Origin of the sequence: Pseudomonas baetica (assembly GCF_019733355.1) — a bacterium.
Classification (GTDB): domain Bacteria; phylum Pseudomonadota; class Gammaproteobacteria; order Pseudomonadales; family Pseudomonadaceae; genus Aquipseudomonas; species Aquipseudomonas baetica_A.
Map to the genome: position 1 here is coordinate 51,020 of NZ_JAIHLQ010000011.1, position 14,549 is coordinate 65,568.

Genomic DNA, 14,549 nt, shown 5'->3' on the forward strand with positions numbered 1-14,549 from the left:
ATGTGCGTGATTCATCCAGCGGAAAACTTGCGCAACACCCCGCTGGTTCCAGATAGCGACTTCACCCCTTCGCAACGTCCATTGCTGATGATGTTTTTAAACCTGCGGGCATCCGTTCGATGCCCGAGCGTTGGCATGGATGGCCGAGTGCAAGCGTTTTCCCCGTGGTCCCGACCGCGCGTGGTAGGCGCAGTACCTAACGCACCAGGATTTAAAGCGATTGAGCATGAACCCAAATAAAGATTCGACATTTGCCTATCAGGCCGTATACCGCTATCTCGTCGAACTGATCGAAGCCGCGAGCCCTGAGGGAGAACAGAAGCTGCCGTCGTTGCGACAATTGGCGCAGCGCTTGAATGTGTCAGTGTCCACGACCAAATACGCCTATTCCTTGCTGGAAGACCAAGGGCGTATCTACGCCCGGCCGAAGCTTGGCTACTACACCCGCGCTATGCCATCCGCGCTGATCAACGAAGGCTCGCCGAACCTGCTCGACAACGTGTTCTCCAACGCCCGGCAACCGGGAATGCTGGCGCTGAGCAGTGATGCCCCGGCCATGCTGCTGTCGCTGGAAAACCCGTTATTGATGACCGAACGCGAACTGACGCGCCAATACCCGCGCTCGCATGCGCCGCTGTATCAACCGTTTGGCGAAACCGAATTGCGCAGTGTTCTGGCCGATCGTTACACCCGTTCGACGCGCTGCTACTGGCGTGCCGAGCACGTTTACATCGGTTCCGATCTGCGCAGCGTGCTTGATTTGTCCCTTGAGGCGTTGAAGCTGACCGGCACTGTGGCGCTGGTGGAATCGCCGTGCTCGTGGGCGATTCTGCGGCAACTGCACGCGGCGAACATCCGCGTCATCGAAGTGCCGCTGGGTGACGATGGCCGCTTTGACTTGCTCAAAGTCCAGGCGTTGTTGCAGCGAGAACCCATCACTCTGGCGGTGTTGTCCTCCACCGTGAACATTCCCCACGGCAGCCTGATGCCCGCCGAAGACAAGCAAGTGATCTGCCGCTGGCTGGCGGAACGGCGGGTCTGGCTGTTCGAAAATGACTGCTATGGCGAATTCAGCTTCGTCCCTGAAGCCGCGCGCTACCGTGACTTTGCCGACCCGGAACGGCTGCTGGTGTTTTCCACGTTCGACAAGATCATCGGTTCGGAGGCGCCGTATGGCTTTGTGCTCAGTCGCTTTCAAGGGCCCGAACTGCATCGGCTGTTTCTGGAACGTGCCTTTCGTTTGTCGCCGATTCGGCAAAAAGCGATTGCCAAGCTCTACACCACGCGGCGCATCGACCAACACACGCAGATGTTGCGCAGCATGCTGATCGACCGCATGCAGCGCATGAAAGCCATGCTGCACGAACACACGGAGGGTCAGTTACGCATTGTCGCCCCGCAGGGCGGCGCGGCGTTCTGGATCGAGGCCACGCGCCCGGTGAACATGCGCCGGGTTTTTGAGCGCTTGTTGGCCAAACGCATCGTGATTGCTCCCGGCGAAATCTTCAGCCAGCAGGGGGCGTGGCAGCATCATTTGCGCCTGAGCTACACCATCGACTGGAGCAAGGACATCACCCACGCGCTGAAAGTGCTGACTCAGGCCATTCAGGATGAAGGTTCGATGGCCGGCGCTCAGTTGATGCCATAGCAATGCCGGGGTTCGGGGAATGTGCCGGCGCGCACTTCGTCGGCGAACGCCTCACACGCCTGGCGAATCTGCGCGCCAACATCGGTGTATTGCTTGACGAAGCGCGGTACGTGATCACCGCCCAGCCCTAGCATGTCCTCGGTCACCAGCACCTGACCATCGCACGCCGGTGAAGCACCGATGCCGATGGTCGGCACGGGGGAAAAGTCGCTGATCCGGCGCGCCACGCCTTCGGCCACGCCTTCGAGCAACAGACTGAACGCACCGGCCTCAATATGTGCGCGTGCATCGGCTTCGAGGTTCATGGCGCCAGCCTCATTCATGCCCTGGGCCTTGAAGCCACCCATGGTGTTGACGTATTGCGGCATCAGGCCGAGATGCGCCATCACCGGGATGCCGCGTTTGACCAGAAACTCCACGGTTTCGGCGAACACCGCGCCGCCTTCGAGCTTGACCGCATCGCAACCGGTGCGCGCCATCACCTGCGCGCAGTTGCGGTAGGCCTGCTGCGGCGATTCCTGATAGCTGCCAAACGGCATATCGGCGATTACGCAGGCCAGCCGGGTACTGCTGACCACGGCGCGGGTGAAAACGATGGTTTCCTCCAGGCTCATGTCCAGCGTTGAGTGGCGGCCAAGTCCGACCATGTTGGTCGAGTCACCCACCAGGATGAAGTCGACAACAGGGTCCATCAATCTGGCCATCCAGCTCGTATAGGCAGTCAGGGAGACAATTTTCTGTTGCCCCTTCATCGCGACCAATTGAGGAACGGTAAGTCGTTTGGTTCGGGTATGCAGGCTCATGGCTCTCTTCCTTGTTAAGCCCCGTGGTCGGGGGCGTCAGTGGTTACAACCCATCCCTTTCCCATCCACGCCATGCGTCGTAATCAGCGTCGATGCGTTCGCTCTGTGGGTGCAGTAGAAACACCGCAGCCGGTGAGCTGTTCAGGTCTACGGTGGGGGCAATCCTTGCCCCTTCGGCGAAGCGGAACCTGGCGTTGTGAAAACTTGGCAAGGCTTCCAGGCGTTGGCGCACATGCGCTTGCGCGAACAGCCCGTGGCGGTGGGCGATCAGGTTCATGCCCCGCGCGTGTTGCAACAGCTGATAGCGTTTGGGCCACTGCGCCAGACGCGCCGGGTCCAGATAGCTTTGGCAGGTCAGGGCTACCTGATCGTTGCCGGTGGCCGCTTGCAGGGCGGGCGGGCAGGCCAGTCCGGACAGGCGTGCACCGGTTTCCAGCAGGCGCGGGCCATTGCCGGTCAGGATCAACTCGGTGTGCGCCGGGCCATGCACGATCCCCAGCGCATCGAGCACGCCTTGCACATACTCAATCAGTTGCGGCAGCTCGCGGGCGTCCGCCGGCAGCAGGTCCTCGCGGTCGTAGATCTTGCGGCCGTCGGCGGCGAAGGTCTTCGAGCATTTCCACACGTCGGTGATCCAGTGCTCGCCCGCGTGGCTGACGCTGTTGATCACGTACTCGGCGCCCGTCAGGTATTCCTGCAGCAGCACCTGTTCATTGTTGAGCATCATCAGATTGGTGGCGCCGAGGATCGACTCGATGGCGGCTTCCAGTTGCAGCGCATCGTGGCAGATGAACACGTTATCCGAACCGGCACTGTCCAGCGGTTTCGCCACCACGGTTTCGCCGCCGCGGGCATTGAACCAGACCAGCGCTCGCTCCAGCGAGCGGGTGCGCAGCTGTGCCGCCACTGGCAACCCGGCCTCGGCCACGCGTTCAGCCATCAATGACTTGTCGCGACGCGCGGCGGAGGTCGCCGGATTATTGCCGGGCAGGCCCAGACGTGCGGCCAGCAAGTCCGCCAGTTCTACGCCGAATTCGCTGCCCGTCAGCACGGCGCCCGGGCGATAGGCGGCGAGCTTGAGCAACAATGGTTCAAGGCCTTCCTCGGCGACGCTGTAGTCCTTGGCGAACAATTCTATCGGGCAGCTCGCGGCAAATGCGGCCGGCATGTGTGCGCGTGAACGCACATGGAGCAGAGGCCGCTGTCCGGCCAGTGAGCGGGCCAGCAGGGCTCCGGTCGAGTAAGCGTCGACCAGAATCAACGGCGCCGCGCTGGAATCAATGCAAGGGTTGGTCATAACGGTTCACCGTGTAATGCAACATCTGAAACAGCTCGGACGAGCTGATACCGGGGCCGTCGACCGACCAGCCACTGCTGCGAGGCAACGGCAAACGGCCGGTGTTGCCCCAGCGCAACGCGCCCTGGTCGTCGATACGGGTGGTGGCGCGGCCCGGGTTGTCCGGGTGCAGGCAGTAGGGAATGTCGAGCAAGCCGCGCGCGAAGGCCTGCACCAGCGCCACGCCGATGTCGGCGTGCAGATTGAGCACGGTCTCCACCAGTCGCCGCGCTTCGAACAGCGTTTCCTGGTAATAGGCGGCGCTGCCCGCGTCTACCGTCGGGAGTTCGCCAGCAGCGACTTCGGCGGCCATGCACAAGGCATCAAGGTTGTCCTCGACCGAGGGAATTTGCCGCGATTCTGCGACGGTCTTGACGATCAACCGCTCGCAACCGGCAGCCTTGGTCAGCCGCGCACTGTCGCAAATCAAACGCCGTGCGCCGTGGCGGGAGGTCGGGAACACGCCCATGTACGAATACACCACCACATGCCAGTGATCGCCGTCGAGATACTGGGCGGCCAATTCGCGCAATGCCTGCAACGCGCCGAAATCCTGTTCCATCGAAGTGCCTTGGGCGTAGCTCAACGAGACGCCGCGCACCCCGTGCTGACGGAAAAACAGGGCCTCCAGCAAGGTCATGGCGATCAGCAGCGAGGGCGGGCACAACTGCCCCAACAGGCAGCCGCCGAAACTCTCGATATGCGCATGTTCGGTTGCGCCGGCCAGCACCTGACAGCTTTGCGCCCAAGCACTGACCGCCTCGGCCAACGGCAGGCGGCTGTAGGGCATGCAGTACGACACCGGGCCGCCCTCTGTTGCGTCCAGACCCAATGCCGCCAGACGCTGGAACACATTCTGCGGTTTGGCCGTGCCGTGGCGGATCTGGATCGGAAACTCTGCGCTGTACAGTCCGGCGAGCATGCCGCGTACCGCTTCGATCGGATGGCTGATGATCGGGAACCCGTTCATCGGCGCCGAACTGTTCAGACATTGCAGCGCACTCTGGTAATCGCCGACCCGGGTGTAGCTGTCGAGCGTGATGGTGCCGATGGCCGCGCAGGGCAGGGCGGCGACGCTCGCCAGCCCCGCACGCATCTGGCTGAGTGCGCCAAAACCCATGCGCGGTTGCACCACCAGCTCATTTCGGACGCGGGCGCGCTCGATGAACTGTTGAAAATGGCCGCCGTTGAACGCCGTCATGCTTTAGCGTCCCGAGACCAGTTCAACCACAGTTTCACCGGTCGCCGGGTCGTAGCGACTGATGCGTCCCTTGTGCGGATCACCGGCGCGCACCCGTGCGATCAGCGTGACGTCGCTGTCGAAATCGATGCGTTGATGGGCGTACAGACTGCGCAACGCCGGCAGCGGCAGGCCACTGACCTCGCTCAGCCACTGACAGAGGGCCGGCTCGTCGTGCTCGCCTGCGAGCACTCGGTGCAGGTTGTCGAGATCGGCCAGACGCTGCGGATGGCATAGCCCGACGAAGCTGGAGAACTCGCGGCCACGATCAACGAACGGCGCAAACTGCATACACACCAATTGCATTTCATTGAGACCGAACGCCTGCTCGGCGAAGCGCTCGGCGAGCGTGCGGCGCGCCTGCATGCCCGGCGCATCGACATAGGCCGACATGGCCAGATCGATCAGGCGCTGGGGCATTTCTTTCTTGCGCATGAGCGCCTGCGCCAGCTCCAGGTATTCGGCAATCCCCTGGTTGTAGCTGCGACCCTGCACGTACTCGGCCTTCAGCCCGCGAAAGTGCGCCATCAACATCGGGTTGGCGCAATCGGATTCGGTGAAGCTGAATGCCAGCTCTTCGAAGCGAAAATCGAGGAATTCGGTAATCAGCTCCCAATGATCCTCGACCTTGTAGCTGACCAGATCATAAATGCTGATGAACGCTGGATCGGCGTTGTCGTCACCGCAGGCAACGCGTCGTTCCTCGCGATGCTGATCGAAGCCTTCGCCGAACAGTTCGATGAAATAGCGCTGGGCCACGCCATCCAGTGCTTGCAGCAACCCGCGAAAGCCCTGCCGGCGGCATTCTTCGACATCCAGCCCGAGACGCTGCGCCAGACGCATGATCCAGGTGAAATAGTGCTTCTGCTCTTTGCGCGAATCACCGGTGACCACTGCATCGACGCCGCCCTGCCACCACGCGGCGCGACCATAGAAATCCGCCACGGCGAGGTTGCAGCTGTTGCAGAAGGTCGGGCGACCGTCGCCAGCGGTGCGGTGGCCGTTCATCAGCACGTCGAAACGGTTCATCGCCTGTACATCGTCGGGGAACGGCAGATGCCGTTCGAACGGGCGAATCTGGCGGTGATCGACCACCAGCATTTCTACTCGCGGATCATCGAACAGGTGCAGCGCGCGGTAGACCCGATCAATGTTGGCCATCACCGCATCCGGCACGCCGGCATGGCGCATGTTGGCGATGCGCAACTGAAAGGTACGGCCATGCAGGATTGACAGCTGTAACTGGGTGGCGCGCAGCATGGCCACGGTGTACGAACTGTCTTTACCGCCGCCGTAAGCGACCATCAATTTGTAGCCGGTCAGCCCGTCGAGACCGCCCGCAGCGTCAATCAGACGCTCGCCGAGGACAGCTACTGCGCGACGTTCGTCGGCGCGCAAATAGTGGTTGATCTGACCCAGCAGCGGTTCGTCGTTCAAGGCTTGGGAAGTGGGGGCGTTCATAGTGGTTCCGCCTGGAATTGGAATACCTGAGTGGTGTGGCGGATATCGTTTTCAGTGGCCACTTCGCTGCCGCCGACAAAAATGAAGCGTCCGCTGTGCAGGGCGTCGTAGCTGCCGCCGGACTCGAGAATCTGCCCCGGCTCGGGCAGCAACTCGCGCCACAGATTGGGCACGGTTTCGCGCAACGAATCGGCTTGCACTACCCGGCACGGCAGGGCAGCGGGTTTCGGGATCACCAGCCAGCCGCCGCTCGGGTCGTGGCTGACGGCGGGCACCGGCACTTGATCGCCGGCGAGGCGGCGCAGCCAATGCTCGTAGAGATTGACTCCGAACACTTTGTTGATCAGGTGCGGGACTTCGCTGCCGCCGACCCGCGCACCGATTTCGAGGAACACCAGCGAGTCGTTCGGTTCGACGAAAATTTCCAGGTGGAACGCCGTGCAGCGCAGATCGAGGGCACGCATGATCTGTTGGCTGAAAGCCTCGATGCGCGTACGCAGGGCCGATGCCTGGACGATCACCGAGCCCAGTGGCTGCGCCTTGGCGAAATCCAGGCAACTGTTGATGTAACGCGACACCACCTGAAACGGCACGCTGCCGTCGACATCGACGAAGCCGTCGATGTGGTAGGTCTGGCCGTGCATGAAGCCTTCGATCTCATAGCGCGACAGGTCGATGCTATTGAGCAGCGTGCGCAGTTCAATCTCGTTTTCGACTTTCTCCACGCCCATGCTCGCGGCGCCGTCCACTGGTTTTACGATCAGCGGGAAACCGATTTCCCGGGCAAAATCCACGGCCTGTTGCACCGACTCGCAACGCGCAAACGGAGGCACCGGCAGGCCATGGTTTTGCAGGATTTCCTTCATGCGTGCCTTGTCGCGGTAAACCGCCACTTCATCCGGGCCGTGTCCGGGAATGTTCAGGGTCTGGCGCACGCGCGCGGCGATTTCCAGGGTGAACTCGGACAGGGCAATCAACTGATCGACGGGGCCGACGCGTTCGATGACTTCCTGCACCGCGCCGAGCAGTTGCTCGTATTGGTTGACGTCAGCGACCTGCACCTGATGAGCGATATGCTGCGCCGGAGCGAGTACGCCGTCGGCCCCGAGTGCATCGACCACGTAGCTGATCCGGTGTTGTTGATGGTCGAAGAAATCTTCGTAGCGAGTCAGTTCGTTGTCCCAGCGGCGCCCATCACGAAAGCGCGGCCAGCGGTTGACGATTACGATGTGCATCGTGGTAATCCTTTGAATGAGTGAAGTCAGTCGTGGCCGGAGGGTCAGCCCCAGGACGTCACACTGTCGGCGAGTACGGAGTCAGCGTCGGGCTGCGCGTGCAGCGAGCCCAGATAGCGGCTGAAGGTGTCGATAGCGTCGGGGCCGACGAACACCTGGTTGTAACCGGCATCGATCAAGGCTTGCCGGACTGCCAGGGTTTCATTTTCGGAAGTGGTCAGCTTGCCGCCGATCACGCAGGCCAGTTGCGGGTGCAGTTGGCGCACCTTGCGGATCAGCTCCAGACCCTGGGAGTAACCGTGGCCATTCACGCTGCTGACCACCAGCAACTGCGTGCGGCGCTGTTGCAATGCACTGAGCACTGTGTCCATCGGCGTGCAACTGCCGAGGTTCTTCACGTTCAAGCCGTGCTCGCCCAGCCACAGTTGCAGGTACACCAGATTCCACATGTGCGAGTCAGACTCGACGGTGGCGAGCAGGCAGTGAGGCCGAGTTTTCATTGGGATGCCTCCATGGCGAGCGATGGACCTTCGAGGGCGAGGCGAAAGCGCCGGGTGGTTAAAATGAACAGCAGCGTGCCGGGCACGGTCAGCACGAGTGCCAGCACCAGAATCAGCACCTGCACGCCGTAGACGTGGCCGACGCTGGCGGTGAGCAAACCACCCAGGGGATAAGAGAGCAGGTTGACCAGATAAAACGGCCCCATGACTTTGCCCAGATGAGCGCTCTCGATCGCCTTGATCCGCTGCGTACGGTTGAACACGTTGAACAGTGCGCATCCGGCCATTGCCAGCAGGAAACTCAGGGCATACAGCAACACACCGCTGGCCACGCCCATGCAGATCAGGCCCAGGCACAGCAAGGCAAAACCCAGTGCACCGAGTCGATAAATCGACATGCGCGCCAACAGTCGCGGCACCAGAATGAAGTTCAACAGACCCAGCGCGCCGGCCCCTGCATTCATCAGACCAAACACGCCGTCGGCGGCGCTGAACACGCCGCTGATGACGAACGCGTTGGCGCTGAGCACGGCAGCGAATGCCAGATTGATGCTGAAATTCAGCCCGGCCAGCGACAGCACTGGCGGGTTGCCAAGCAACAGGCGCCAGCCGAGCGCGAGATCCTTGAACACGCTGGTCGGGCGACTGACGGAGCGCGCCGTCGGCAAACCTGTCCAGAACAGCGCCGCAGCACACAGTGCGACTGCCGCCAGCCCCAGCAGCCAGCGCTTGTCGGCATACATCGCCAACCCGGCGGCGAGTGCCGGGCCCAGTGCCATGGCCAGCAGCTCCATGTTCTGCACCAGCGACTGACAGTGAGCGAGGCGTTCAGGGCCGGCGATCAGCGGCACGCTTTTTTCAACCGCCATGCGCACCGGCGCCATTAGCACCGACAATACGATGCCGTTGCCGATCAACGCCCAGATCATCCATTGCGGCTGATACCAGCAGATCCCCAGTGTCACGGCGAGGCTCAGTCCCCGCGCAGTATTGGCGCCGCGAAACAGCAGGCGCCCACCAAACCGGTCAGCCAGCAACCCGGCGAACGGATAGGCAATCAGTGCCGGCAGCCACTCCAGCGCAAACGCCACGCCGGAATAGCGCACGTTGCCAGTGAGCTGGAAAATCATCAACGGCACGGCAAACAGCACGGTCTGCTCCGCCAGCAAGGCACACAGCAACCCGGCACCGAACCAACGAATCGCGCTATTGCGTGCAGCGTCGTTGATGTCATGCATGCTCGCGGTCCCAGACGGTTTCCAGCTCGCGCAGATAAGGCAGCACGTATTTGCAGAAACGGCGCATTTCGTCGCGGGTTGGCCAGCCAGAGAAAATGAACTCGCTGACGCCGACTTTTTTGTACTCGAACAAGTATTCGGCGACTTCCTGATAGCTGCCGACCACGCACAATGCCGGACCGCCACGATAGGCCACGGCACCCGACCAGAGCATCGGCGACAGCCAGTCGTGTTCAGCTTTGTCGGCAAGGCGGAACGAGGTTTTCACCGCTTCCGAATCGCAGCGTCCGACGAACTCACGCACCCATTCGCGATGCTGTTCGTCCGGGTTTTCCATCATGCTCTCGACCGCCGCCAGCGCTTCGGCGCGGGTTTCGCGGGCGAGTACGTGCATGCGAATTCCCACCGAGCAACCGGACTGCAAAACCGTGCGGGCGGCCTCGGCAATTCCTTGCGGTGTATCGCCGTAACGCAGCCAGCAATCGCTGTGCTGGATGACGATCTGCTGGGCAACGTCCGAGGCGCCGCTGAGATAAATACGCGGACGCTCGGCATCCTTGAACGGCAACCCGAGCTGGGCTTTTTCGATGCGGTAGTGCTTGCCGTGGTAGGTCAGCGGTGATTCGCCGCTCCAGAACCGATTGAGGATGTCGAGGAATTCGCCGGTGCGCTCATAGCGTCCGTCGTGCGCCACGAAGTCGCCGTAATAGGCTTGTTCGTCCGGGGAAATGCCGGCGACCAGATTCAGCGAGATACGCTTGTCCGACATCCACGACACGGTGTTGACGATCTGCGTGAACAGGGTCGGCGGCACCAGCCCCGGACGGTAAGCCAGAATGAATTTGACGCGATCGGTCTCACGCACCAGCGCGCCAATCATCGGCAGCGGATCGGGCATGTGGTAGCTGATGCCCATCAACAGCGAGTCGATGCCCAGCTCATCGGCTTCCTTGGCGAAATCGACGATCCCGGCAAAGTCGAGGGCGCCGGTGTCGTATTTTTCCGAGGCCTTTTGCTGACCGCTATCGAGCGGTGAGCACCAGTGAATACGCAGTGCAGACATTATGTTTCTCCATGGCCAAGCCTGCCGCCGCGGCAGCGGAGCAGGCTGTGAGAGTCAGGTCCGGATCAGAACAGGAAGCGGGTACCGACCGTGCGGTCGAACAGCGCTACATCTCGGATGCGTCGCTTGCCACAGATGAACTTGAGCAGACGCTCGATGCCCAGACCGCCACCGGCGCTCGGGTGCAGCAAGCCGCGCCGGGCGACTTCCAGGTAGTTGGCGAACGGCTGCAGGTCCATCGACAGCTCGTTCATGCGGTAGACGATCTGCTCGTATTCGAACTCACGCTCCGCGCCGGACAGGGCTTCGCCATAGCCATCGGGATAGATCAGGTCATAGTTGTTGTACGTGCCGCGCTTGCCCGGGGTTTCGCGATCGTAGAACTCGCGACGGTAGTTGGTGACGAAAAACGGCGTGTGCGCTTTGGCCGACATGATCTTCTCGAAGTCGTCGCCATGTTCGGCGCGCAACGCGTCGGAGCTGTAGATCGGGAACGCTGTGGCGAAATGCGGCAGTTGGCGGCCGAGTTGGGACAGTTCGGCGGCGCAGTGCTGAGTGACCTCGGCGAACACATGCTTTATCAGGCCTTCAATAAGGGCCATGACCTGATGCATGTCACCGTCGCGGATCTCGAAATCGAATTGCGAGAACTCCAGCAAATGGTTTTCCGAATCCTTGATCTCGGCCTTTTCCAGGCGGATGTTCGGCGCCACGATAAAGATCTTGTCGTGGCCTTTGGCGGTCAATGCCAACTGCTTGTGGAAGATCATGCTGGCGGTCAGTTTCAGGCGCCGTTCTTCATATTGAAGTTCAGCGGGATACACCGCGTGATTCAGCGGATCTGTGATGGGCGACATCAGAATCGGCATCAACTGTTTGAAGTCACGCTCAAGCAAATACTGTTGTAACGCCTGTAGGACACGTCCTCGGACGATGGCAATGGATTCTATGTCAGGATTAGCAAAATCGGCGAAGTTACTTGTAATTTCTTCCATGATTGACCAGATATTCAGGGAGTTAGGGAGGCCTGATTATTGTTTAATCGGAAGAAAACTCAATGTACAGATTTTGGCTAAAAAGCAACACAGAGCCTCGGTTTGGTTGTTTACATGACCTTTTGCGTGGACGATGTCGCGCTGTTGAAATTGATCAGTTGGCGCACTTGGGGGGCCGTTCGTTCGGGCCCTGTTGGCAGGCGTCGTTTTCTCTATCTGTCTACTCAGAGTTTGCCCATGACTGCCCTGACCGGTTCGCGATCCCATCGGTTTTCCAGGTCTGACTACAAGACCCTGGGCCTCGCAGCCCTGGGTGGTGCACTGGAAATCTACGACTTCATTATCTTCGTGTTTTTCGCACTGACCCTCAGTCAGCTGTTCTTTCCGCCAGAGATGCCGCAGTGGCTGAGATTGCTGCAAAGCTTCGGCATTTTTGTCACTGGCTATCTGGCACGACCGCTCGGCGGAATTCTGATGGCGCACTTCGCCGATCAGCTGGGGCGCAAGCGCGTGTTCAGCCTGAGCATCTTGATGATGGCGTTGCCCTGCCTGCTCATTGGCATCATGCCGACCTACGCTCAGATTGGTTACTTCGCACCGTTGCTGCTGTTGCTGCTGCGTGTGTTGCAAGGCGCCGCAGTCGGTGGGGAAGTGCCGAGTGCCTGGGTGTTCGTCGCCGAGCACGCGCCGGCCGGTCATCGCGGTTATGCGCTGGGTTTCCTGCAAGCCGGACTGACCTTTGGCTATTTGCTCGGAGCGCTGACCGCGACCCTGCTGGCGCAAGTGTTCACTCCCGCGGAAATTCTCGATTACGCGTGGCGCTTTCCGTTCCTGCTCGGCGGACTGTTCGGCGTGATCGGTGTCTGGCTGCGTCGCTGGCTGAGCGAGACGCCGGTGTTCATGGCTTTGCAGGCGCGCCGTGAGGCTGACGCCGAACTGCCGTTGCGCACCGTGATGCGCGAGCATCGGCACATGTTGTTGCCGGCGATGATTCTGACCTGCGTGCTGACGTCGGCAGTGGTGGTGCTGGTGGTGATCACCCCGACGGTCATGCAAAAAAGCTTCGGCATGAGCCCCAGCCATACATTCGCCCTGAGCAGCCTCGGTATTGTCTTCCTGAATATCGGTTGTGTGCTGGCCGGGTTGATCGTCGACCGGCTCGGCGCCTGGCGCACGGTCATGTTGTACAGCGTGCTGCTGCCGGTCGGCGTGGCCTTGCTTTATGGCTGCCTGATCAGTGGCGGTGCGTGGCTGGGGCTGGCGTATGCGCTGGCGGGATTGGGTTGTGGTGTGGTTGGCGCAGTGCCGTCGGTGATGGTTAGCCTGTTTCCCGCACACATCCGCGTCTCGGGCATTTCGTTTACCTACAACATTGCCTATGCACTGTGGGCGAGCACCACGCCGCTGTTGTTGATCGGGCTGATGCCGTGGAGCCCGTGGGTGTGTGTGGCGTACAGCCTGGTGATGGGCGCGGTGGGCGTCGCCTGCGCCGCATATTTCGGTGGGCGCGATACGGCTCAAACCAGTCAGACGCTGGTTGCCGAGCGCTAAGGCAGACATTTTGCAGCCTGCGCACTATGGTTTTGCACGGACGGCTATTGGATGACTGATTTACATGACTTGTCGGCGGCACAACTGCTGGCCTTGTTTGCCAGCGGTAAGTTGTCGCCGCTGGACTACTACGATCACCTGCTGGCGCACATCGAGCGCTGGGAACCGAGCATCAATGCGCTGTACGCGTTCGATCCGCAGCGCGTACTCGATCAGGCGCGCGCGTCGACTGAACGCTGGAGTCGTGGAACCCCGCGCGGCATGCTCGACGGCATCCCGGTGACACTCAAGGAATTGATCGCCACTGAGGGCGATTGCATCCCCCAAGGTTCGCGCGCCACGACGTTGATCGCGGCGACTGCCGACGCGCCGCCGGCCGCGCGTTTGCGTGAAGCCGGGGCGATCATTCTGGGCAAAACCACGGTGCCGGATTTCGGCATGCTGTCGTCGGGGTTGTCGAGTTTCCATGGCATCACGCGCAACCCGTGGGACACCACGCAAAACCCCGGCGGCTCGAGTTCCGGCGCGGCGGCTGCGGCGGCGGCGGGTTATGGTCCGCTGCATGTCGGCACCGACATCGGCGGCTCGGTACGCTTGCCGGCCGGCTGGTGTGGGTTGGTGGGGTTCAAGCCAACGCTTGGACGGATCCCGATTGATCCGTATTACACCGGCCGTTGCGCGGGGCCGATGACCCGCACCGTGGATGATTGCGCGCTGATGATGCGTTATCTGGCGTTACCGGATGCGCGCGACGCCACCAGCCTGCCGGCGCAAGCGCTGGACTGGAACCTGCAAACACCGTCGATGCAGGGTCTACGCATCGGGCTGATGCTCGACCCCGGCTGCGGCTTCCAGCCTGAACATGAAGTCTGTGAAGCGGTGCGAGATGCCGCGCGAATGTTCGAGGCGCATGGCGCGCAGGTGCACTTGATCGGGTCGCTGATGGATCGACAATTGCTCGACGGCCTCGATGATTTCTGGCGCGCCCGCCAGCTGTCGCAACTGCAAAGCTTGAGCACGGCGCAACGCGACAACGTCTTGCCCTACATTCAGGACTGGGCGGCACCGGCGGCCGAGATGAGCGCGGTGCATGCGGTTGAAGGTTTCAATCAGACCTTTGAAATCCGTCGTCGCTGCGCGCAGTTGTTCGGCGACGTCGACTTGCTGTTGTCGCCGACCAATCAGGTCAGCAGCTTTCCCGCTGAATGGCCCTCGCCCGGCAATGACCCGCGCCAGCCTTTTGAACACATCGTGTTCACGCTGCCATGGAATATGGGCGAGCAACCGGCCTTGTCGATCAACTGCGGGTTCACATCAGCGGGTATGCCGATCGGCCTGCAAATGGTTGCACCGCGGTTTGCCGATCAATGGTTGTTGCAGTGCGCCAAGGCTTACGAAGGCTGGCGCGGCCCGATCAAACACTGGCCGTCTGCGCCACCCCACTGATCCCTGGCCGTGCCCGTAGGCCGCTCAAGCGCC

General features: G+C 61.3%; 12 protein-coding genes. 3 read left to right on the forward strand and 9 right to left on the reverse strand.

Annotated features, from left to right (window positions below; genetic code table 11):
- Positions 1–226: 226 nt before the first annotated feature.
- Positions 227–1,648, forward strand: coding sequence for a PLP-dependent aminotransferase family protein (locus K5E40_RS12260; protein WP_221730965.1), 1,422 nt, complete (start codon positions 227–229; stop codon positions 1,646–1,648).
- Here K5E40_RS12260 and panB read toward each other — a convergent pair.
- The 9 genes from panB to K5E40_RS12305 form a co-directional block, all read right to left on the reverse strand.
- Positions 1,633–2,451, reverse strand: coding sequence for a 3-methyl-2-oxobutanoate hydroxymethyltransferase (gene panB / locus K5E40_RS12265; protein WP_221730966.1), 819 nt, complete (start codon positions 2,449–2,451; stop codon positions 1,633–1,635). The genes K5E40_RS12260 and panB overlap by 16 nt on opposite strands.
- 43 nt (positions 2,452–2,494) lie before the next feature.
- A complete protein-coding gene (locus K5E40_RS12270; protein WP_221730967.1) occupies positions 2,495–3,748 on the reverse strand; it encodes an ATP-grasp domain-containing protein in 1,254 nt (417 codons plus the stop codon).
- Positions 3,729–4,988 carry a methylaspartate mutase gene (locus tag K5E40_RS12275; protein WP_221730968.1) on the reverse strand — a complete coding sequence of 420 codons (1,260 nt, stop codon included), beginning with the start codon at positions 4,986–4,988 and terminating at the stop codon, positions 3,729–3,731. Before K5E40_RS12275 ends, K5E40_RS12270 begins: the two co-directional genes overlap by 20 nt.
- 3 nt (positions 4,989–4,991) lie before the next feature.
- Positions 4,992–6,488: a hypothetical protein gene (locus K5E40_RS12280; RefSeq protein WP_221730969.1), complete on the reverse strand. Its 1,497-nt coding sequence runs from the start codon at positions 6,486–6,488 to the stop codon at positions 4,992–4,994.
- Complete coding sequence (locus K5E40_RS12285) at positions 6,485–7,723, reverse strand: acetyl-CoA carboxylase biotin carboxylase subunit family protein (protein WP_221730970.1); 1,239 nt, start codon at positions 7,721–7,723, stop codon at positions 6,485–6,487. Before K5E40_RS12285 ends, K5E40_RS12280 begins: the two co-directional genes overlap by 4 nt.
- Before the next feature lie 44 nt (positions 7,724–7,767).
- On the reverse strand, positions 7,768–8,223 hold the full coding sequence (locus tag K5E40_RS12290) for a cobalamin B12-binding domain-containing protein (protein WP_221730971.1): 456 nt from the start codon (positions 8,221–8,223) through the stop codon (positions 7,768–7,770).
- Positions 8,220–9,461, reverse strand: coding sequence for an MFS transporter (locus K5E40_RS12295; RefSeq protein ID WP_260455749.1), 1,242 nt, complete (start codon positions 9,459–9,461; stop codon positions 8,220–8,222). Before K5E40_RS12295 ends, K5E40_RS12290 begins: the two co-directional genes overlap by 4 nt.
- Positions 9,454–10,524: an LLM class flavin-dependent oxidoreductase gene (locus K5E40_RS12300; RefSeq protein WP_221730972.1), complete on the reverse strand. Its 1,071-nt coding sequence runs from the start codon at positions 10,522–10,524 to the stop codon at positions 9,454–9,456. Before K5E40_RS12300 ends, K5E40_RS12295 begins: the two co-directional genes overlap by 8 nt.
- 65 nt (positions 10,525–10,589) lie before the next feature.
- Entirely contained in the window at positions 10,590–11,519 is a 930-nt protein-coding gene (locus K5E40_RS12305; RefSeq protein WP_221730973.1) for an asparagine synthetase A, read from the reverse strand.
- Between the two features lie 237 nt (positions 11,520–11,756).
- Here K5E40_RS12305 and K5E40_RS12310 point away from each other — a divergent pair, with 237 nt between their 5' ends.
- A complete protein-coding gene (locus tag K5E40_RS12310) occupies positions 11,757–13,070 on the forward strand; it encodes an MFS transporter (protein ID WP_221730974.1) in 1,314 nt (437 codons plus the stop codon).
- Between the two features lie 51 nt (positions 13,071–13,121).
- A complete protein-coding gene (locus K5E40_RS12315) occupies positions 13,122–14,516 on the forward strand; it encodes an amidase (RefSeq protein WP_221730975.1) in 1,395 nt (464 codons plus the stop codon).
- Positions 14,517–14,549 lie beyond the last annotated feature (33 nt).

Bases quoted from the DNA above. Each gene is read 5' to 3' on its own strand.
- K5E40_RS12300 (WP_221730972.1), bottom strand. From the start codon at position 10,524: ATGTCTGCACTGCGTATTCACTGGTGCTCACCGCTCGATAGCGGTCAG.
- K5E40_RS12295 (WP_260455749.1), bottom strand. From the start codon at position 9,461: ATGCATGACATCAACGACGCTGCACGCAATAGCGCGATTCGTTGGTTC.
- K5E40_RS12285 (WP_221730970.1), bottom strand. From the start codon at position 7,723: ATGCACATCGTAATCGTCAACCGCTGGCCGCGCTTTCGTGATGGGCGC.
- K5E40_RS12305 (WP_221730973.1), bottom strand. From the start codon at position 11,519: ATGGAAGAAATTACAAGTAACTTCGCCGATTTTGCTAATCCTGACATA.
- K5E40_RS12315 (WP_221730975.1), top strand. From the start codon at position 13,122: ATGACTGATTTACATGACTTGTCGGCGGCACAACTGCTGGCCTTGTTT.
- K5E40_RS12310 (WP_221730974.1), top strand. From the start codon at position 11,757: ATGACTGCCCTGACCGGTTCGCGATCCCATCGGTTTTCCAGGTCTGAC.
- K5E40_RS12275 (WP_221730968.1), bottom strand. From the start codon at position 4,988: ATGACGGCGTTCAACGGCGGCCATTTTCAACAGTTCATCGAGCGCGCC.
- K5E40_RS12290 (WP_221730971.1), bottom strand. From the start codon at position 8,223: ATGAAAACTCGGCCTCACTGCCTGCTCGCCACCGTCGAGTCTGACTCG.
- K5E40_RS12280 (WP_221730969.1), bottom strand. From the start codon at position 6,488: ATGAACGCCCCCACTTCCCAAGCCTTGAACGACGAACCGCTGCTGGGT.
- K5E40_RS12260 (WP_221730965.1), top strand. From the start codon at position 227: ATGAACCCAAATAAAGATTCGACATTTGCCTATCAGGCCGTATACCGC.
- K5E40_RS12270 (WP_221730967.1), bottom strand. From the start codon at position 3,748: ATGACCAACCCTTGCATTGATTCCAGCGCGGCGCCGTTGATTCTGGTC.
- panB (WP_221730966.1), bottom strand. From the start codon at position 2,451: ATGAGCCTGCATACCCGAACCAAACGACTTACCGTTCCTCAATTGGTC.